The following is a 19,789-nucleotide window of genomic DNA, read 5'->3' as shown; positions in this document are numbered from 1 at the left end:
GGGTGAAGGCGGGCATTTCTGTCCTGTTGTCACCTTGACGAGTGACACGCACCACCCTACTTTCGCTGGCTAAGTAACAAAGTTTGTTACCGCCGAATCGTAAGTGAGGCGTCGTCAAAGGGGGCAGTGTGGCCGCGACCGACCCACGTACGGCGACCGGCGCCGACGGGTTCTCGGCGGGGAAACGTACCTCGAACCTCGCCGCGCTCCTGCGGGCGTTGCGTGCGGGGCCGCTGTCGCGTACCCAGCTCGCGGCGCGATGCGGGCTCACCAAGGCGGCCGTCTCCGGGTTGATCACCGAATTGTCCGGACGCGGCCTCGTCCGGTCCGCCGGACTCCAGGCGGGCGGCAACGGCAGGCCCAGCAAGCTGGTCGAGCTGAACGGCGCCAGTGCCTGCGGGCTCGCGCTCAGTGTCGAGGCCGACCGGTTCGCCGCCGTCGTCACGAACCTCGAAGGCCGCGTCGTCGCCGAACGGGTCGAGACGGCCGACGTCGCCGCGCTCGGCCTCCACCGGAGCATGGACGAACTCGCCTTCCTCGCCGGGCAGGTGCTGCGCGACGAGCGGCCGGTCGGGGTCACGGTGTCCGTTCCCGGCCTGGTCGACTCGGCCGCCGCGGTGCTGCGGTTCGCGCCGACCCTGCGCTGGCGTGACGCCGAGATCGCCGATCTCCTGGCCGCCCGGCTCGGGCTGCCGGTCGACGCCATCGCGGTCGACAACGAGGCCAACCTCGGCGCGGTCGGCGAGGCGATCGCCGGTGTCGGTGCCGGGGTGAGCGAACTGTTCTACCTCAGCGGCGGGATGGGCGTCGGCGGCGGACTGGTGTCCGGCGGCGCGATCCTGCGAGGTGCCAGGGGTTTCGCGGGCGAGGTCGGGCACATCACCGTCGACCCCTCCGGCGAGCAGTGCCAGTGCGGCCGGGTCGGCTGCCTGGAGACCAAGGCCGGGCTCAACGCCGTGCTGCGCGGCGCCGCCTCGCCCGGTGACCCGCTGCACGATCCCGCGCTCGGCGTCGACGGCCGGGTCGGGCTGCTCAAGCACCGCGTCCAGCGCGGTGACCAGCGCGCGGTCGCGGCGGTCTCGGAACTCGGGGTCGCGCTCGGCATCGCGGTCTCCACCGTGGTCGATGTGCTCGACCCGGACGTCGTGGTGCTCGGCGGCTACTTCGCCGAACTGGGCGAGTGGCTGGTCGAGCCGGTGCGCCGCGAACTGTCCGCGCGTCCGCTCGGGCACGAGCCCGCCTGCCGCGTCGAGCCGTCGCCGCTGGGCACCACCGCCCCGCTGCGCGGCGCCGCGCACCTCGCCACCGAACGGCTTTTCGCCGATCCGACGCTCGTTCCGCTTGCCACCGAGGCCGAGGAGGCGCCGGCATGACCTTGCTATCCGTCCGGGGGATCGTGAAGACCTTCCCCGGGGTGCGCGCGCTCGACGGGGTCGACTTCGACGTCGAACCCGGCGAGGTGCACTGTCTCCTCGGCCAGAACGGCGCGGGCAAGTCCACTTTGATCAAGACCCTCGCCGGGGCACACCGTCCCGACGAAGGCGAGATCACCTGGCAGGGCGAGCCGGTCACACTGCCCTCACCTGTCGCCGCGCTGAAGATCGGCATCGCCACGATGTACCAGGAACTCGACCTGGTGCCCGGGCTTTCCGTCGCCGACAACATCTTCCTCGGCCGCGAGCGCGCCACCTTCGGCTTCACGCGGATCAGCGAATCCCGGCACAAGGCCGCCGAGCTGATGGCCAGGCTGGGACATCCGGAGATCTCGCCGTCAACCGAGGTCGGCAAGCTGTCCGCCGCCGGGCAGCAGCTGGTCTCGATGGCGCGGGCACTCGCGTACGACGCGAAACTGCTGGTGATGGACGAGCCCACCGCCGCGCTCGCCGGGGAAGAGGTCGACAACCTGTTCCGCATCGTCGGCGAACTGACCGCCGAGGGTGTCGCGATCGTCTACATCTCCCACCGGCTCGAAGAACTGCGCCGGATCGGGCACCGCGTCACCGTGCTCAAGGACGGCAGGACCGTCTCCACCGGCCTCGACGCCAAGGAGACCCCGACCTCGGATCTCGTCGCGCTGATGGCGGGCCGCAAGGTCGAGACCGTCTTCGGCCCGCGTCACCAGGAGCACGTGGACCCGGACACCGAAGTCCTCAAGGTGGAGAACCTGACCACCGTCGGCGAGTTCGAGAACGTGACCTTCACCGTGCACGCGGGCGAAGTCGTCGGGATCGCGGGCCTTGTCGGCTCGGGCCGCAGCGAACTGCTGGAGACGATTTTCGGGGCGCGCAAGCAGGACACCGGGTCGGTTTCGGTCGACGGGAACGTCATCCGGGGAGGCAGTGTGTCCGCGGCGGTCAAGGCCGGGATCGGCCTGGCGCCGGAGGAGCGCAAGAGCCAGGGTTTGCTGCTGGACCTGTCCGTCGCGCACAACGTGACGCTGGCCAGCCTCTCCAAGTACGCGACGTTCGGCTTCTCCGACCGGTCGCGAGAAGCCGAAGACGCCGGGGAAAGCCTGCGGCGGCTCGATCTGCGGCCTGCCGACCCGCAGCGGATCATCCGCACGCTTTCCGGCGGCAACCAGCAGAAGGCGGTGCTCGCGCGCTGGCTGGTCCGCGGCTGCCGGGTGCTGCTGCTGGACGAGCCGACGCGCGGGGTCGACGTCGGCGCGCGGGCCGAGCTGTACCGGCTGATCGCCGAACTGGCCGCGACCGGGGTCGCGATCGTGCTGGTCTCCAGTGAGATCCCCGAAGTACTCGGACTGTCCGACCGGGTGCTGGTGCTGCGTGAAGGACGTGTCCTGGCTGAAAAGCCGTCTGCGGAGCTGACAGAGGCGGATGTGCTCGACGTGATTCTCGAGGGGAGTGCGGCGTGACTGACCAAGCCGAAGCGGTGCGAACGGGAACCGCCGTGGAACCCGTGCCACCCAAGAAGAAGGGGTTCGCCTTCTCACTCGATTCCCGGCTGCTCGCGCTGACCGGGGTGCTGGTGATCCTGTGCGTCGTCGGGAGCGTGACCCGGCCCGACCAGTTCTTCACCGAAGGCAACATCTCCACGATCCTGCGGCTCGCCGCGGCCATCGGCGTGGTCAGCGTCGGGATGACGTTCGTGATCATCGCCGGCGGCATCGACCTCTCGGTCGGGTCGATCGTGGCGCTCTCCAGCGTCTGGCTGACCACACTGGCCACCCAGTCCTACGGCCCGTGGGTGATGATCCTTTGTGGACTCCTCGTCGGCCTAGGCTGCGGTCTGGTCAACGGGATCCTGGTGTCCTACGGGAAGATCGTGCCGTTCATCGCGACGTTGGCGATGTACGTCTCGGCCCGCGGGCTCGCGGAACGCATCAGCGGACGGCGCACGCAGGTGGTGGCGGAGGCGGGCTTCCTCGACTTCTTCCGCGGTGACCTGCTCGGCATCCCGGTGCTGATCTGGATGTTCGCGCTGGTGTTCGCGGTGGGCTGGGTGGTGCTGAACCGCACCACGTTCGGCCGCCGCACCTACGCCGTCGGCGGCAACGCCGAAGCGTCGCGGCTGGCCGGCATCAACGTCAAGCGGCACACCGCCCTCGTCTACGGCGTCGCCGGACTGTGCTGCGGTATCGCCGCGCTGATGGTCGTCGCCCGCACCACCGCGGGCGCCTCGACCAACGGCATGCTCTACGAACTCGACGCCATCGCGGCGGTCGTCATCGGCGGCACACTGCTCACCGGTGGCCGCGGCTCGCTCATCGGCACCCTGATCGGCGTGCTGATCTTCACCGTGCTGTCCAACATCTTCACGCTCAACAACCTGGACACCGACATCCAGAACATCGCCAAGGGCGTGATCATCGTGCTGGCCGCGCTACTGCAATTCCGCTCCGTAAAGAAGACGAAGACGAGTACTTAGTGAGGGAAGGCCAGACGTGTCGTGGTCGGTACCGGTCCGTGAAGGCCTCCTTACCTACCCTGAAGGTAGTGAAGGGGCCCTTCGCTACCGGCCGATGTGGCCCGCCCATGTCGCGAAAGCCACTTTGGGGACACCAGACGTCGCGAAAGTGGCTTCCGCGACACGCCGGATTTGCCTTACCTCGCAGGAGAACCCGACCCCGGCGCCGTCGCCTTACCTCTCGCTCAGTGGTCACCACCTCATCACCGTGGATGGAGAGTCGTCATGACCGAACAATCCCTGCATCGCCGCCGTTTCCTGCTGGGAGGCGCGGCCGTCGGAGCGGGTGCGCTGCTGACCGCGTGCACCTCGAACGAGGCACCGGCGCAGAACAACGCCGCCAACGTGGCCAACGCCGGGGCTGACTCGCAGCCCGGAACCCCGGTCACCATCGGGTTCTCGGCTCCGGCCGCCGACCACGGCTGGATGGCGGCCATCACGAAGAACGCCCGCGCGCAGGCGCAGAAGTTCAGTGAGGTCACGCTCAACGCGACCGAGGGCACCAACGACGTCAACCAGCAGATCTCCCAGGTGGAGACGCTGATCAACGCCAAGGTCAACGTGCTGGTGATCCTGCCGTTCGACGGCAAGGCGCTGACCGCGGTCGGCCAGCAGGCGATGGACGCCGGTATCCAGGTGATCAACCTGGACCGCGTCTTCGACACCCCGCTCGCGTACCGCACCTGGATCGGTGGCGACAACTACCGCATGGGCGTCAACGCCGGGAACTACATCGCCCAGCAGATGAAGGCGAAGAACATCGCCGCCCCCGTCATCGGCGAGGTCGCGGGGATCGACTCGCTGCCGCTGACCCAGGAACGCAGCAAGGGGTTCAAGGACGCCCTGGCGCGTCAGGGTTTCGCTGTCGGCCCGCGGGTCTCCGCGGAGTTCACGCCGGAGTCGGGCGAGAAGCAGACGTCGAACCTGTTGCAGTCCGCGCCCAAACTGGACGCGCTCTGGAACCACGACGACGACCAGGGTGTCGGTGTGATCGCGGCGATCAACAACGCCAACCGCAAGAACTTCCTGATGGTCGGCGGCGCCGGATCGAAGAACGCGATGAACTTGATCAAGTCCGACGCCGAGCCGCTGAAGGCGACGGTGCTCTACAGCCCGTCGATGGCGTCTTCGGCGATCTCGCTCGCGCGGCTGCTCGGCCAGGGCAAGGGCGCCGGTGACTTCGCCGAGCACGAGATCCCCGCCGAGATCACCACGTACTCCGCGGTGGTCACCAAGGAGAACGTCGACAAGTACATGGACGTCGGCTTCGACTCGTAAACCCGCGTACCCGACACGCAGCAGCACGATCTAGGAGGGGCATGAGCACGGCAAAGGAAACGATCGGGATCGGCATGGTGGGTCACGCGTTCATGGGTGCGGTGCATTCGCACGCGTGGCGCAGCGTGCACCGGTTCTTCACGCCACCGCTGATCCCGAGACTCGCCGTGCTCGGCGGTCGTGACGAGGTGCGGGCGAAGGCCGCGGCGGAACGGTTCGGCTGGGAAGCCGTCGAGACGGATTGGCGTGCGCTGATCGCCCGCGACGACGTCGACCTGGTCGACATCTGCACGCCGGGCGACAGTCACGCCGAGATCGCGATCGCCGCGCTCGAAGCCGGAAAGCACGTCCTGTGCGAGAAACCGCTCGCCAACACCCTCGCCGAAGCCGAAGCGATGGCCGAGGCGGCGGCGAAGGCGCGGGCGAACGGCGTCCGGTCGATGGTGGCCTTCAACTACCGCCGGGTGCCCGCGCTCGCGCACGCCAGGAAACTGGTCGCGAGCGGGGCGCTCGGCGAGATCCGCCACGTGCGGTCGGTCTACCTCCAGGACTGGTTGTCCGACCCGCTGTCGCCGATGACCTGGCGGCTGCACAAGGACAAGGCGGGCTCCGGCGCGCTGGGCGACCTCGGCGCGCACATCGTCGACGCCGCCCAGTTCGTCACCGGCGAGGACATCACCGGGGTTTCCGCGCTCACCGACACCTTCGTCAAGGAGCGGCCGGACGGCAGCGGCGGGACCGGGCAGGTCACGGTCGACGACACCGCCCTGTTCCTCGGCCGGTTCACCGGCGGGGCCGTCGCGAGTTTCGAAGCGACCCGGTTCGCGCTGGGCCGCAAGAACGCGATGCGGCTGGAGATCAACGGGTCGAAGGCGAGCCTCGCGTTCGACTTCGAGTCGATGAACGAACTGTCCTTCTTCGACGGCGGGCAACCCGCCACCGAGGCCGGGTTCCGCCGGATCCTGGTCACCGAACCCGAGCACCCGTACGTCGGGGTCTGGTGGCCGCCAGGGCACCTCCTCGGCTACGAGCACACCTTCACCAACGAGGTCGCCGACCTGCTCACCGCGATCGGCGACAGCACGGATCCCGAGCCGTCCTTCGAGGACGGATTGCGGGTTCAGCAGGTACTCGACGCGGTCGAGCGCAGCGCGCTCGAAGAGGCGCGATGGACGGCTGTGCCCGGTGTCACTGCGAAGGGGAGTAACTGAGGAGTAGATCCAGCCGAAAGTCGCATGACGGCTATCACTGCGACTTGGTTCGATCCGGAAACGTCCGACCATCCGAGGTTGGGCTTTCCGGGTTTGGAAAGGTGGAGAAATGCCTGCTCACGAGCGTACGGGCATCTGGTTGATCGGGGCGAGGGGGTCTGTCGCCACCACCGCGGCGGTCGGGCTGCTCGCCCTCCGCGCGGGGGTGACGGGGGGTGGCGGTTGCGTCACCGAACTGCCCGCTTTCGCCGGTGTTGCGTTGCCGGGCTGGGATGATCTGGTCCTCGGCGGCCACGACATCGTGCACACCCCGCTGGAGAAGCGGGCCGAGCAGCTGGCGCACGCCGGCGTGTTCGGGCACTCGGTGTTCTCGGCGGTCCGGTCCGGGCTTGCCGAAGTGGACGCCGAGATCCGCGACGGCTACCACCCGGCGACACATACGGGTGCCCAGGCCGACGCGGCCGCCCGGCTCACCGCGGACATCCGAGCTTTCGCCGGCCGGCACGACCTCGCGCGGGTCGTGGTGGTCAACGTGTCCTCCACCGAGGCCCCGTGTCCCCACCTTCCCGAACACGACGACCTCGACTCGCTGGAGCAGGCGCTGGGCGATCCGGCGCGGGCGGTGCTCCCGGCCAGTTCGCTGACCGCCTACGCGGCGCTGAAGGCGGGGGCTCCGTACGTCGAGTTCACGCCGTCGGCCGGGATCACCCTGCCCGCGCTGCGGCAGCTCGCCGAGCGGGAAGGCCTGCCGTACGCGGGTTCCGACGGCAAGACCGGGGAAACCCTGCTGCGCACCGTTCTCGCGCCGATGTTCAGCGCGCGGGCGCTGAAGGTCCGTTCCTGGGCGGGCACCAACCTCCTCGGCGGCGGTGACGGCGAGACCCTGGCCGACCCGGTGACCGCGAACAGCAAGCTGGAATCGAAGGCACGCGGACTCGCGGCACTGCTCGGCGAGGACGTCACCGCGCCGCTGCACATCGACAACGTGCCGGATCTGGGCGAGATCAAGACCGCGTGGGACCACGTGTCGTTCGAGGGATTCCTCGGCGCGCGCATGAGCCTGCAGTTCACCTGGACCGGCTACGACTCCGCGCTCGCGGCACCGCTGATCCTCGACCTCGCCCGTCTGGTCACCACCGCGCACGCCGCGGGCCAGCGCGGCGCGCTGACGGAACTCGGCTTCTTCTTCAAGGACCCGCTGGGCAGCGACGAGCACCGCTTCGCCGAGCAGTCCGCCCGCCTGATCGCCTGGGCGGGAGCCCTGTGAAGGCTTACGTGGAACTCGTCCGGGCGCCCGCCGCGCTGACGGTGCTCGGTGACACGGTCGCCGGATCCGCCGCGGCGGGACTCAAGATGACCGGGCGACGGCTGCTGCTGCCGCTGTCCTCGGTCGCCTTCTACTGGGCCGGGATGGCCCTCAACGACTGGGCGGACCGGAAGCTCGACGCCGTGGAGCGTCCCGAGCGGCCGATCCCGTCCGGGCGGGTGAGCGCGGGCGCGGCGCTCACCACCGGGGCCGCGCTGACCGCGGCCGGGCTCGGCCTGGCCGCGCTCGGCGGCGGCCGCACGGCGATGAAGGTCGCGGTCCCGCTCGCGGCCGCGGTCTGGGCCTACGACACCGTGCTCAAACCGACCCCCGCCGGACCGGTGGCGATGGCGGCCTGCCGCACGCTCGACGTCCTCCTGGGCGCCGGTGGCGAAACCCGACTCGCCGCCACGGCCGCGGCGGCGGTGGGCGTGCACACGCTCGGCGTCACGGCGCTGTCCACCGGCGAGGTCCATGGCGCGGATCCGGCGACGGCCCGCGCCGCACTCGCCACGAGCTGTGCGGCGACAACGTTGGCATTGACCGGTCCGGCCCGCGGTGGCTGGCATCGCGCGGCCTCGATGGCGGCCGGTTCGGGCTACGCGGGGATGGTCGGCCGGGCGCAGGCGGACGCGGTCCGCGACCCGTCGGCGAAGTCCGTGCGCACGGCGACCAAGACCGGCATCCACGGCATGGTCCCGCTCCAGGCGGCGGTCACGGCCAAGGGTTCGGTACTGGGGGCCGCGCTGGTCGCGGCCGCGCTGCCGATCGCCCGCAAGCTGTCGCGGAAGGTGAGCCCCACATGACGTTTTCTTTGGGATACGGCACCAACGGCTTCTCCAACCACCGCCTCGACGACGCGCTCGCCGTGATCGCCGACCTCGGGTACACCGGGGTGGCGCTGACGCTGGACCACGACCACCTCGACCCGTTCGCCGGCGAGCTGGCGCGACAGGTCGACCACGTGGCCTCCCGGCTTTCGGCGCTGGGCCTGAACCGTGTCGTGATCGAGACGGGCGCGCGGTACCTGCTCGATCCGTGGCACAAGCACTCGCCGACGCTGCTCTCCGACGACCCCGCCCTCCGGATCGATTTCCTGGCGCGGGCTTTGCGAATCGCGGGCGACCTCGGGGCGGACTGCGTCTCGTTCTGGTCTGGTGTGTCCACTGTGGACAACGACGTCGCGTGGTCCCGGTTGCGTGAGGGCGTCGCGGCGGTCCTGGAGCACGCCGCGCGGCTGAACGTCCGGCTGGCGATGGAGCCCGAGCCCGGGCACCTCGTGCAGCATCTGAGCCAGGTACTGGACCTGCGTGAGGAACTCGGTGAACCGGAACTGTTCGGCGTCACGCTCGACGTCGGGCACTGCGTCGCCGTCGAGCCGGTGGACGCGGCCGAATGCGTCCGGCTCGCCGGTCCGCTGCTGTGGAACGTCCAACTGGACGACATGCTGCCGAAGGTCCACGAGCATCTGGAGTTCGGTGACGGGCGGCTGAATCTGCCCGCGACTTTGGCGGCACTGGCGGAGATCGGCTACACCGGGCTGGCCGCGGTCGAGCTGCCCCGGCACAGCCACGCCGCACCGGACACCGCGCGGCGTGCCTTCACGGCACTGACCGCGGCGATGCCGGAGTCGTGGCTGGACAAGGCGGAACGCCGGATCCGGGAGAAGCCGTCGGTCGTCGGCTCGCTCTTCCCGGCCGTCGGCCGTGAGGTCGGCCGGGCCGCGCTGCGACCCGGTACTGATCCGCAGGGGCTGGTCCACGGCACCGTCGACGACCGGGCGCGCGTCCGGCTCGTCACGGTGCTGGCCGACGTCCTCGACGACGCCGCGCTGGCCGCGGAACTGCGCGATCTCTACCGCTATGGCGACGACGCCGAGCGGCGCGGGGTCTTGCGGGCGCTCAACGCGCTGGAGTCCCCGGGCGCCGAAGTCACCGATGCCGGGATCAAGCTGGTCGAGGACGCCCTGCGCGCCAACGACATCCGCCTGGTCGCCGCCGCCATGGGCGCCTTCGCGCGGCACCTCGACGGGCACACCTGGCGGCACGGCGTCCTCAAATGCGTCTTCGTCGGCGTGCCGCTGGCCGCCGTCGCGGACCTCACTTCCCGCGCGGACGACGAGCTCAGACGCATGCTCGCCGATTTCGCCGACGAACGCAGGGCGGCCGGACGTGACGTTCCCGCCGACGCCCTCGAACTCCTCACGAGCCCGGTGGCGGAGCAGCGGGTGGAAGCGGAAACGGGGCCCACGAGTGGACCCGCCCCGGCCGAAGGCCCCGCGATCGCGGGGGCAGGGCGCCCTTCCCTGCGATCGGGACCTATGCCGCGAACCAGCGCCCTGCCGACGTCGATCGCGGACGCGGGTTCACCATCAGACATTCAGGAGAACTAGCACAATGCGCATCTTCGATCCCCACATCCACATGTCCTCCCGGACCACCGACGACTACGAAGCCATGTACGCCTCCGGTGTCCGCGCGCTGGTCGAACCCGCGTTCTGGCTGGGGCAGCCACGCACCAGCGTCGGCTCGTACACCGACTACTTCGACGCGCTCATCGGCTGGGAACGGTTCCGCGCCGCCCAGTTCGGCATCCGGCACCACTGCACGATCGCGCTGAACCCCAAGGAGGCCAACGACCCCCGCTGCCGCGAGGTGCTCGACGTGCTCCCGAGGTACCTGGCCAAGGACGGTGTCGTCGCGGTCGGCGAGGTCGGCTACGACTCGATGACCAAGGAAGAGGACGAGGTCTTCGCACAGCAGCTGGCGCTGGCGCTCGACCACGACCTCCCGGTGCTGGTGCACACCCCGCACCGCGACAAGCTGGAAGGCACCAAGCGCACCCTCGACGTCGTCCGTGAGGCGGGTGTCGCGCCGGAGCGCGTGGTGGTCGACCACCTCAACGAGGTCACCGTCGAGCTGGTCAAGGATTCCGGTGCCTGGATGGGTTTCTCCATCTACCCGGACACCAAGATGGACGAACACCGGATGGTCGAGATCCTGCGCCGGTACGGGCTGGACAAGATGATCGTCAACTCGGCCGCGGACTGGGGCCGCTCGGATCCGCTGAAGACCGCCAAGACCGGGCAGGCGATGCTCGACGGCGGGTTCACCGAGGCCGACGTCGACAAGGTGCTGTGGCAGAACCCGGTCGACTTCTACGGCCAAAGTGGACGCCTCACCCTCGACCCGCTGCCCGGTTTCACCGGTGAGGCCGTGACCTTCGAGGGCAACTCGGTCCTGCGAGGTGCCCGCAAATGATCTCCTACTGTACGAACGTTCACCCCGCCGAGGACGTCGAGGGCATCGTCGCGCAGCTGGATCGGTACGCGCTCCCGGTGCGTGAGCGGCTGGGCGCCGATCGGCTCGGTGTCGGGCTGTGGCTTTCCGCGCCGGTCGCGCGCGGACTCGCCGACGACGCTCGGGCGCGCAAGGACTTCCGCGCGGAACTCGACGCGCGCGGGCTCAGCGTCTACACACTCAACGCGTTCCCGTACGGCGGATTCCACGACGAGGTCGTCAAGCACGCGGTCTACCGTCCTGAGTGGACGAACAGCGACCGGGTCGCGTACACCATCGACTGCGTGAACGTGCTCTCGGACTTGCTCGCCGAGGACGCGACGTACGGCAGCATCTCCACGTTGCCGCTCGCGTGGCGTGAACCGTGGACCGAACACGACGACCGTCGCGCGGCCGAGGCCTTCGGCCAGGTCGTCCGGGCGATCGGTGACCGGCCGATCAAGGTGGCCGTGGAACCCGAGCCCGGCTGCGTTCTCGACACCGTCGCCGACGCGCTCGGCTGGCTGTCCGGCCGCGTCGACCCGGAGTACGTCGGGCTGTGCCTGGACACCTGCCACCTCGCGGTGTCCTTCGCCGACCCGGCGGAGACCCTCAAGGCGATCGCGGCGTCCGATGTGGACATCGTCAAGGTGCAGGCCTCCGCCGCACTACACGTCGAGAAGCCCGCTGAGGCAAGAGAAGCACTGGCTGCGTTCGCCGAACCGCGCTACCTGCACCAGGTCCGGGAGTTTTCGGGCGGTGTCGTGCACAAGGCCGACGACCTGCCCGAGGCCTGGGCGGAGTTGCCGGGGGAGGGTCCGTGGCGGGTGCACTTCCACCTGCCGCTGCACCAGGCCCCGGCCGCGCCGCTGTCCACCACGACCGACGTCCTGCGCACCGTCGCCGCCGGGCTGCCCGGTGAACCGCATATCGAGGTCGAGACCTACACCTGGAGCGTGCTCCCGGACGCGGGTGACCTCGTCGGCGGGATCGCGGCGGAACTCGAGTGGGCACAGGCGAACCTCGTCAAGGAAGGGGCTTCCGCATGAAGCCGCTGGTCGTCATCGACGTCGTCGGACTGACCCCGAAGGCGTTGCGGGACATGCCGAACCTGTCCGCAGTCGCCCGCGACGGCTGGCAGGCCGAACTGGGCACGGTGCTGCCCGCCGTCACCTGCAGCGCGCAGTCGACGTTCCTCACCGGGCTCATGCCAGCGCAGCACGGGATCGTCGGCAACGGCTGGTACTTCCGCGAACTCGGCGAGATCTTCCTGTGGCGCCAGCACAACCGGCTCGTCGGTGGCGAGAAGCTGTGGGAGACCGCGCGGGCGGCGCACCCCGGTTACACGTCGGCGAACGTGTGCTGGTGGTACGCGATGGGGATGAGCACCGACGTCACGGTGACCCCGCGGCCGATCTACCACGCCGACGGCCGCAAATCCCCGGACGCCTACGTGCGCCCGCCGGAACTGCATGATCAGCTGACCGGCGCGCTGGGGGAGTTCCCGCTCTTCCAGTATTGGGGCCCGACGGCGTCGATCAAATCGAGCAAGTGGGTGATCGGCGCGTCCCGGCAGATCCTGCGGGAGAAGCGCCCGGATCTGCTGCTGACCTACGTGCCACACCTGGACTACGATCTCCAGCGTTTCGGCCCCGACGCGCCGCAGGCCGCGTTGGCGGCGCGGGAACTGGACAACGCGCTCGCGCCGCTGCTCGACGACGCCCGCAACGCCGGGGCGACCGTGGTCGCGCTCAGCGAGTACGGGATCACGAACGTCAGCAGGCCGGTCGACCTCAACCGGGCGCTGCGTCGCGAGGGCCTGCTGGAGGTCTACACCCAGGCGGGCATGGAGTACCTCGACCCGTGGGCGTCGCGCGCGTTCGCCGTCGCCGACCACCAGGTCGCGCACGTCTACGTCCGTGACTCCTCGGATAGGGAGCGAGTGCGCTCGATCGTCGGCGAACTGACCGGCGTCGACGAGGTCCTCGACCGTGAGGCGCAGGCTCGATATGGATTGGACCACGAGCGCGCCGGCGACCTCGTCGCGGTCGCGAATCCGGACTCGTGGTTCACCTACTACTACTGGCTCGACGACGAGCGGAAGCCCGACTTCGCGCGTGGCGTCGAGATCCACCGCAAACCGGGTTACGACCCCGCCGAACTGTTCTTCGACCCGGAGGACAAGTTCGCCAAGGCGCGGGCCGGGCTCAACCTGGCGAAGAAGTTCGCCGGGCTGCGGTACGCGATGGACGTCGTCCCGACCGATCCGCGCTGGGTGCGCGGTTCGCACGGACGGCTTCCGGATTCCCTTGAGGACGGTCCGGTGCTGCTCTGCTCGGACCCGTCGTTCCAGCCGTCCGGTCGGGTGGGGGCGACCGACGTCCATCCGCTGCTCCTTTCCCTGCAAGGCCTCAAATGACGGGAGGGGCAGAGGTCGCCTAGCCGGGACGTGTCGCGAAAGCCACTTTCGCGACGTCTGGTGTCCCGAAAGTGGCTTTCGCGACACCCCCCACCCCCAGATCCCACGAAAGGAAGCTCCACCGCATTCCGTTCCTTGATCGCCGCCGCTCATCGAAAGGATCGCCACAGCTATGTCCTTGAAACGACGACTAGGCGTGCTCGTCACGTCGATGGTCACGGCTTTGACAGGCGTCGCGCTACCGGTGCAGGCCGCACCGGAGCACGAAGCGGCGACGGTGCTCGTGTTCTCCAAGACCGCGGGCTTCCGTCACGATTCGATCCCCACCGGGATCGAGGCGATCAAGGAACTGGGTGCGCAGAACCACTTCGCGGTGGAAGCCACCGAGGACGCGGCGGCTTTCACCGACGCGAACCTCAAGCGCTTCAACGCCGTGGTCTGGCTTTCCACCACCGGTGACGTGCTGAACGCGGATCAGCAGGCCGCGTTCGAGCGGTACGTGAAGGGAGGCGGCGGGTACGTTGGCGTGCACGCCGCCTCCGACACCGAATACGACTGGCCCTGGTACGGCGACCTGGTCGGGGCGTACTTCAAGTCCCATCCGCAGATCCAGCAGGCGAACGTCAAGGTCGAAGACCACGACCATGTGTCCACTCATGCTCTTCCGGAGACCTGGCCGCGCACCGACGAGTGGTACAACTACCGCGAGAACCCGCGTAGCAAGGTCAACGTCCTGGCCAGCTTGGACGAGAAGAGCTACCAGCCCGGTGACGGCGCGATGGGCGACCACCCGATCGCCTGGTGTCACGAGAACTCCGGCGGCCGCTCCTGGTACACCGGCGGCGGGCACACCAAGGAGTCCTACAGTGAACCGGCGTTCCGCGCACACCTCGCGGGCGGCATCAAGTACGCCACCAAACTGAGCGAGGCGGGTTGCGCCAAGCAGACCCCGGATCCGGTCGACGCGGACTTCGACCAGATCACCCTCGCCAAGGGCGAAGAGAAGACCGGCGAGCCGATCGCGCTTTCCGTGCTGCCCAACCGCGATGTCCTGCACACCTCGCGCGACGGCCGCGTCTGGTACACCAGCTCGTCGGCGACGACCAAACTGGCCGCGACGATCCCCGTCTACAACCACGACGAGGACGGCCTCCAGGGTGTCGCCATCGACCCGGACTTCGCCAAGAACCGCTGGGTCTACCTGTACTACGCGCCCAAGCTGAACACCCCGGCCGGTGACGCGCCGGAGAACGGCACTCCCGCCGACTTCGAGCCGTTCAAGGGCCACAACCAGCTCTCGCGGTTCAAGCTCGGCGCCGACAACAACCTGGACCTCGCGAGCGAGCAGAAGATCCTCCAGGTCCCGGCCGAACGCGGCATCTGCTGCCACGCGGGCGGCGAGATCGACTTCGACGCGCGAGGAAATCTGTATCTGTCCACAGGGGACGATTCCAACCCGTTCTCCTCCGACGGTTTCACCCCGATCGACGAGCGTGCCGACCGCAACCCGGTTTACGACGCGCAGCGCAGCTCCGGAAACACCAACGACCTGCGCGGCAAGGTGCTGCGGATCAAGGTCGACGCCAAGGGCAAATACACGGTTCCGAAGGGCAACCTGTTTCCGAAGGGCAAGGCCAAAACCAGGCCCGAGATCTACGCGATGGGCTTCCGGAACCCGTTCCGGTTCGCCGTCGACCGCAAGACCGGCTGGATCCACCTCGCCGACTACGGCCCTGACGCCGGCGCCGCCGACCCGAAGCGCGGTCCCGGCGGCACGGTCGAGTTCAACCTGATCAAGAAGCCGGGCAACTTCGGCTGGCCGTATTGCGTCGGGGACAACCAGCCGTTCATCGACCACGACTTCGCCACCAAGCAGTCCGGCGCCGCCTTCGACTGCGCCAAACCGAAGAACACCAGCCCGCGCAACACCGGGCTGACCGACCTGCCCCCGGTCGAGAAGGCGTGGATTCCCTACGACGGCGGCTCGGTGCCCGAGTTCGGTACCGGCCCGGAGTCCCCGATGGGCGGTCCGGTCTACCAGTACGAAGCGAAGAACCCGTCGCAGACGAAGTTCCCGGAATACTTCAACGGCAAGACCTTCGCCTACGAATGGGAACGTGGCTGGATCAAGGAGATCACCGTCGGCAAGAACGGTGAACGCGGCGCCGTCAAACCGTTCTTCGACTCGATGGACCTGGTCCGCCCGATGAACGTCGAATTCGGCCCGGACGGCGCGATGTACGTCCTCGACTACGGCACCGGGTACTTCGGCGGCTCCAAGGAATCCGCGGTCTACCGCATCGACTACACCAAGGGACGCCGGACGCCGGTGGCCAGGGTGGCCGCGGACAAGACCTCCGGGCAGGCACCGCTGACCGTCGAGTTCGACCCGGCCGGGACGAACGACCCCGACGGCGGAGCACTCGCCTACGCCTGGGACTTCGACGGGAACGGCACCACCGATTCCACCGAAGCGGCCCCGGTTTCCCACACCTACGCCGCGAACGGCCAGTACACGGCGAAGCTTTCGGTCACCGACCCCACCGGTCTGACCGGTTCGGCGAGTGTGGTGGTCACCGTCGGCAACACCGCGCCGGTGGTCACGCTCAAGACCCCGGTCAACGGCAGCGTGTTCAGCTTCGGCGACAAGGTCCCGTTCAAGGTCGAGGTGAACGACGCCGAGGACAACCCGATCGACTGCGCCAAGGTGACCGTCGAATACATCCTCGGTCACGAGGGCCACGGGCATCCGCTGAGCCGTGCGACCGGCTGTGAAGGCACCATCGCCACCCCGGCGGACGAAGGCCACGGCGCGGACGCCAACGTGTTCGGCGTCATTAATGCCAGCTATACCGACAAGGGTGGCAACGGTGTCCCGGCGCTGACCGGCGAGGCGGAATCCCTGCTGCAACCCAAGGTGAAGCAGGCTGAGTTCTACACCCGGTCCAGCGGGATCGAGGTCGTCGGGCACGACGGCGCCAGTGGCGGCAAACGCGTCGGTCACATCGAATCCGGTGACTGGATCAACTTCGACCCGGTGAATCTCGTGGGTGTCAGCGGCATCGGCTACCGGGTCTCCTCCGGTGGGGCAGGCGGCACGATCGAGGTCCGCTCGGGTGCGGTGGACGGCCCGCTGGTGCAGACGGTCGCCGTCGCCAACACCGGCGGCTGGGACACCTATGCCGACATCCCGGCCTCCGCCATCACCGACCCCGGCGGGACCGGCCCGCTGTTCCTCGTGTTCAAGGGCGGTTCCGGCGGCCTGTTCGACGTGGACGTAATCACCTTCGAGGAGCAATGATGAGCCGTCCGATCACGCTGTTCACCGGCCAGTGGGCGGATCTCCCGTTCACCGAGGTGTGCAGGCTGGCCGGCGAATGGGGCTACGACGGCCTCGAGATCGCGTGTTCCGGCGACCACTTCGAGGTCGACCGCGCACTGTCCGAAGAGGACTATGTGCCAGGGCGGCTGAAGCTGCTCGCCGAGCACGGTCTCAAGGTGTGGGCCATTTCCAACCACCTCGTCGGCCAGGCCATCTGTGACGACCCCATTGACGAACGCCACCAGGCCATCATCCCGTCCAGGGTGTGGGGTGACGGTGAACCGGAAGGCGTCCGGCAGCGGGCCGCGAAGGAAATGGCCGACACCGCCCGTGCGGCGGCGAAACTCGGTGTGGACACGGTGATCGGCTTCACCGGTTCGAAGACCTGGAAGTACGTCGCGATGTTCCCGCCGGTGTCGCAGGCGGTCATCGACGACGGCTACACCGACTTCGCGGACCGCTGGAACCCGATCCTCGACGTCTTCGACGAGGTCGGCGTGCGGTTCGCGCACGAGGTGCATCCTTCGGAGATCGCTTACGACTACTGGACGACGAAACGTGCGCTCGAAGCTGTCGGAAACCGTCCGGCATTCGGGCTGAATTGGGATCCTTCGCATTTCATCTGGCAGGACCTCGACCCGGTCGGCTTCATTCTCGATTTCGCCGACCGGATCTACCACGTGGACTGCAAGGACACCAGGAAACGGTTCGACGGCCGGAACGGACGGCTCGGCTCGCATCTCCCCTGGGGAGACCCCCGACGCGGCTGGGACTTCGTTTCGACCGGGCACGGCGACGTGCCTTGGGAGGACTGTTTCCGCGCACTGAATTCGATCGGCTACGCCGGTCCGATCTCGGTGGAGTGGGAAGACGCCGGCATGGACCGGCTCCGGGGCGCGGCGGAAGCCGTGACCTTTCTGCGGGGGCTCCTGTTCGACAAGCCGTCGACGGCCTTCGACGCGGCTTTCAGCAACCAGAAGTGAGGGCGGTTTCATGTGCGGTGAAGAAGCTGAGCGGTTCCACTCTCGACGGTCGCTCCTCCGAGGTGCCGCGACGGCGGCGGTCGCGGTGGGTGCGGCGGTAGCCCTGCCGAACGTGGCCAGTGCCGCGACCGAGGGACACGGCCATCACGGCCGGGGCCGGGTCCCGGTGGACAAAATCAGCATCCAGCTCTACTCCCTGCGCACCGCGTTGCAGGCGGATCTGCCGGGCACCCTGTCGGCGCTGGCGGACATCGGCTACCGGAAGGTCGAACTGGCCGGCACCTACGGCCGCACGGCGCAGGAGTTCCGCGGTCTGCTGGACAAGAACCACATCAAGGCGACGTCCACTCACATCGGCATCGACGGGGATCTCGACAAGACCATCGCGGACGCGAAGGTCCTCGGGAACACCCGCGCCAACGTGCCGTTCGCGGCCTTCGACACCATCGACGGCTGGAAGCAGTTCGCCGGACGGCTTGACACGGCGGCGCGGAAGTTCCGCCAGGCCGGGATCCCGCTCGGATACCACAACCACGCGCACGAGTTCGCGCCGATCGGCGGCGTGCGTCCGTACGACGTGCTCACCAGGAACACGAATCCACGTCACGTGCACCTGGAGATCGACCTGTTCTGGGCGGTGGAGGGCGGCGTCGACCCGATTTCGCTGTACCGCCGTCACTTCCCGCGCGTGGTGCAGTACCACGTCAAGGACCGGACGGCCGACGGGAAGATGGTCGACCCCGGCAAGGGGGTCATCGACTTCCCGCGCATCTTCCGGAACACCCGCGCGAACCTGCACGAGTACATCGTCGAGCACGACAACCCCACGGATCCCCTGAGCACCGCCCAGACCGGATTCACCTATCTCCGTAACGTTCGCTTCTGACTGGGGAATCCACCATGGACAAGAACAACCGCGGGCTGTCCCGCAGATCGATGCTCGCGGGCACCGCGGCCGGGGTCATCGCCCCGGTCGTGGTGTCGGCCAGCGCCGGTTCGTCACCCGCCGCGGCGGCCGGGATGACCCGCGACATCACCGTGTACGCCGACTACGTTCCCGGTTCGACCCGGGTCGGTTACGGGCTCGAGCCCGGCAAACCGACCATCCCCGGGCCGCTCCTGGAGTGCTACGAGGGCGACACACTGGTGATCGAGCTGGTCAACAACACCGACCAGCGGCTTTCGATCCACCCGCACGGCGTCAACTACGACACCAAATCCGACGGCTCGCCGTTCAACGATTCCTTCAACAAGCCGTACGAGACCAAGATCTACACCTGGAAGACGCGGACGGCTTACCAGGCGGCCAACGGTTTCTGGATGCCCGGCAGCGCGGGGTACTGGCACTACCACGATCACGCGTTCGGCGGCGACCACGGCACGGTGGGCCTGATGAAAGGGCTCTACGGCGGCCTGATCGTGCGCAAACGCGGGGATCTGCTGCCCAGCAAGCAGTTCACCGTGGTGTTCACCGAAATGTGGATCAACCACCAGATCGCCCCGAACACGCCGATCTTCGAGGCGAACCTCGGCGAACGCGTCGAGTTCATCTGCATCGGGCACGGCAACCTGATGCACACCTTCCACCTGCACGCGCACCGCTGGGCGGACACCCGCACCGGCATGCTCACCAGCGCGACCGACAACGCCCCGATTCTCGACAACAAGACCCTGGACCCCGGCAACTCCTTCGGGTTCCAGGTGATCGCCGGTGACGGCGTCGGGCCGGGCGCGTGGATGTACCACTGCCACGTCCAGCAGCACTCGGACGACGGCATGTCCGGGGTGTTCCTGGTCCGCAACGCCGACGGCGGGATGCCCGCGGGCGCCCAGGCGGCGATCGACCGCTTCAAAGGACACCAGCACTCCACGGCCAAGCCGGACGCCAGCGGCGTCTCGGCCCACGCCCACCACTCGTGAGAGGCGAAGGGACGGGTGGACCCCTGTACCGATCCGGAGGTTTCGCGTGACTGAACGGACGACACGCGTGATCCAACGGACGACACCCGTGTCGTCCCGTCAATCACGCGAGTCGTCCGCCTGATCACGCGAGTCGTCCCTCTGATCA

Annotated in this window: 15 protein-coding genes; all 15 read left to right on the top strand. The window is 68.5% G+C overall.

What is annotated here, in order from left to right; genetic code table 11:
• Positions 1 to 128: 128 nt before the first annotated feature.
• The 15 genes from BS329_RS14525 to BS329_RS14455 all read left to right on the top strand — a co-directional run bounded on the left by BS329_RS14525 (position 129) and on the right by BS329_RS14455 (position 19,641).
• Positions 129 to 1,373, top strand: coding sequence for an ROK family protein (locus tag BS329_RS14525; RefSeq protein WP_076160734.1), 1,245 nt, complete (start codon positions 129 to 131; stop codon positions 1,371 to 1,373).
• Positions 1,370 to 2,872, top strand: a complete 1,503-nt coding sequence (locus tag BS329_RS14520) for a sugar ABC transporter ATP-binding protein (protein ID WP_076160731.1) — start codon at positions 1,370 to 1,372, stop codon at positions 2,870 to 2,872. The genes BS329_RS14525 and BS329_RS14520 overlap by 4 nt, the downstream gene beginning before the upstream one ends.
• A 35-nt stretch (positions 2,873 to 2,907) precedes the next feature.
• Positions 2,908 to 3,885, top strand: a complete 978-nt coding sequence (locus BS329_RS14515) for an ABC transporter permease (RefSeq protein WP_425266367.1) — start codon at positions 2,908 to 2,910, stop codon at positions 3,883 to 3,885.
• Positions 3,886 to 4,149: 264 nt separating this feature from the next.
• Positions 4,150 to 5,202, top strand: coding sequence for a substrate-binding domain-containing protein (locus tag BS329_RS14510; RefSeq protein ID WP_076160728.1), 1,053 nt, complete (start codon positions 4,150 to 4,152; stop codon positions 5,200 to 5,202).
• Positions 5,203 to 5,243: 41 nt separating this feature from the next.
• Entirely contained in the window at positions 5,244 to 6,413 is a 1,170-nt protein-coding gene (locus BS329_RS14505) for a Gfo/Idh/MocA family protein (protein ID WP_076160726.1), read from the top strand.
• 109 nt (positions 6,414 to 6,522) lie between these two features.
• A complete protein-coding gene (locus tag BS329_RS14500; RefSeq protein ID WP_076160723.1) occupies positions 6,523 to 7,680 on the top strand; it encodes an inositol-3-phosphate synthase in 1,158 nt (385 codons plus the stop codon).
• On the top strand, positions 7,677 to 8,525 hold the full coding sequence (locus tag BS329_RS14495) for an SCO3242 family prenyltransferase (protein ID WP_076160720.1): 849 nt from the start codon (positions 7,677 to 7,679) through the stop codon (positions 8,523 to 8,525). Before BS329_RS14500 ends, BS329_RS14495 begins: the two co-directional genes overlap by 4 nt.
• Positions 8,522 to 10,111 carry an EboA domain-containing protein gene (locus BS329_RS14490; protein WP_244197154.1) on the top strand — a complete coding sequence of 530 codons (1,590 nt, stop codon included), beginning with the start codon at positions 8,522 to 8,524 and terminating at the stop codon, positions 10,109 to 10,111. Before BS329_RS14495 ends, BS329_RS14490 begins: the two co-directional genes overlap by 4 nt.
• Before the next feature lie 4 nt (positions 10,112 to 10,115).
• On the top strand, positions 10,116 to 10,979 hold the full coding sequence (locus BS329_RS14485) for a TatD family hydrolase (RefSeq protein ID WP_076160717.1): 864 nt from the start codon (positions 10,116 to 10,118) through the stop codon (positions 10,977 to 10,979).
• Positions 10,976 to 12,046 carry a metabolite traffic protein EboE gene (gene eboE, locus BS329_RS14480; RefSeq protein WP_076160715.1) on the top strand — a complete coding sequence of 357 codons (1,071 nt, stop codon included), beginning with the start codon at positions 10,976 to 10,978 and terminating at the stop codon, positions 12,044 to 12,046. Before BS329_RS14485 ends, eboE begins: the two co-directional genes overlap by 4 nt.
• Positions 12,043 to 13,416, top strand: coding sequence for an alkaline phosphatase family protein (locus tag BS329_RS14475; RefSeq protein WP_076160712.1), 1,374 nt, complete (start codon positions 12,043 to 12,045; stop codon positions 13,414 to 13,416). Before eboE ends, BS329_RS14475 begins: the two co-directional genes overlap by 4 nt.
• A 211-nt stretch (positions 13,417 to 13,627) precedes the next feature.
• Positions 13,628 to 16,717 (top strand): ThuA domain-containing protein, encoded by a 3,090-nt coding sequence (locus tag BS329_RS14470; protein ID WP_076161103.1) that lies wholly within the window; start codon positions 13,628 to 13,630, stop codon positions 16,715 to 16,717.
• On the top strand, positions 16,717 to 17,721 hold the full coding sequence (locus tag BS329_RS14465; protein ID WP_076160709.1) for a sugar phosphate isomerase/epimerase family protein: 1,005 nt from the start codon (positions 16,717 to 16,719) through the stop codon (positions 17,719 to 17,721). The genes BS329_RS14470 and BS329_RS14465 overlap by 1 nt, the downstream gene beginning before the upstream one ends.
• A 10-nt stretch (positions 17,722 to 17,731) precedes the next feature.
• Positions 17,732 to 18,607 (top strand): sugar phosphate isomerase/epimerase family protein, encoded by an 876-nt coding sequence (locus BS329_RS14460; RefSeq protein ID WP_076160706.1) that lies wholly within the window; start codon positions 17,732 to 17,734, stop codon positions 18,605 to 18,607.
• Between the two features lie 14 nt (positions 18,608 to 18,621).
• Entirely contained in the window at positions 18,622 to 19,641 is a 1,020-nt protein-coding gene (locus BS329_RS14455) for a multicopper oxidase domain-containing protein (RefSeq protein ID WP_076160703.1), read from the top strand.
• The last annotated feature ends 148 nt before the right edge of the window (positions 19,642 to 19,789 follow it).

The organism is Amycolatopsis coloradensis (genome assembly GCF_001953865.1).
In the GTDB taxonomy this organism is placed as follows: Bacteria; Actinomycetota; Actinomycetes; order Mycobacteriales; family Pseudonocardiaceae; genus Amycolatopsis; species Amycolatopsis coloradensis.
Note: the sequence above shows the minus strand (reverse complement) of the source record. Positions and strands in the feature narration are given on the sequence as shown.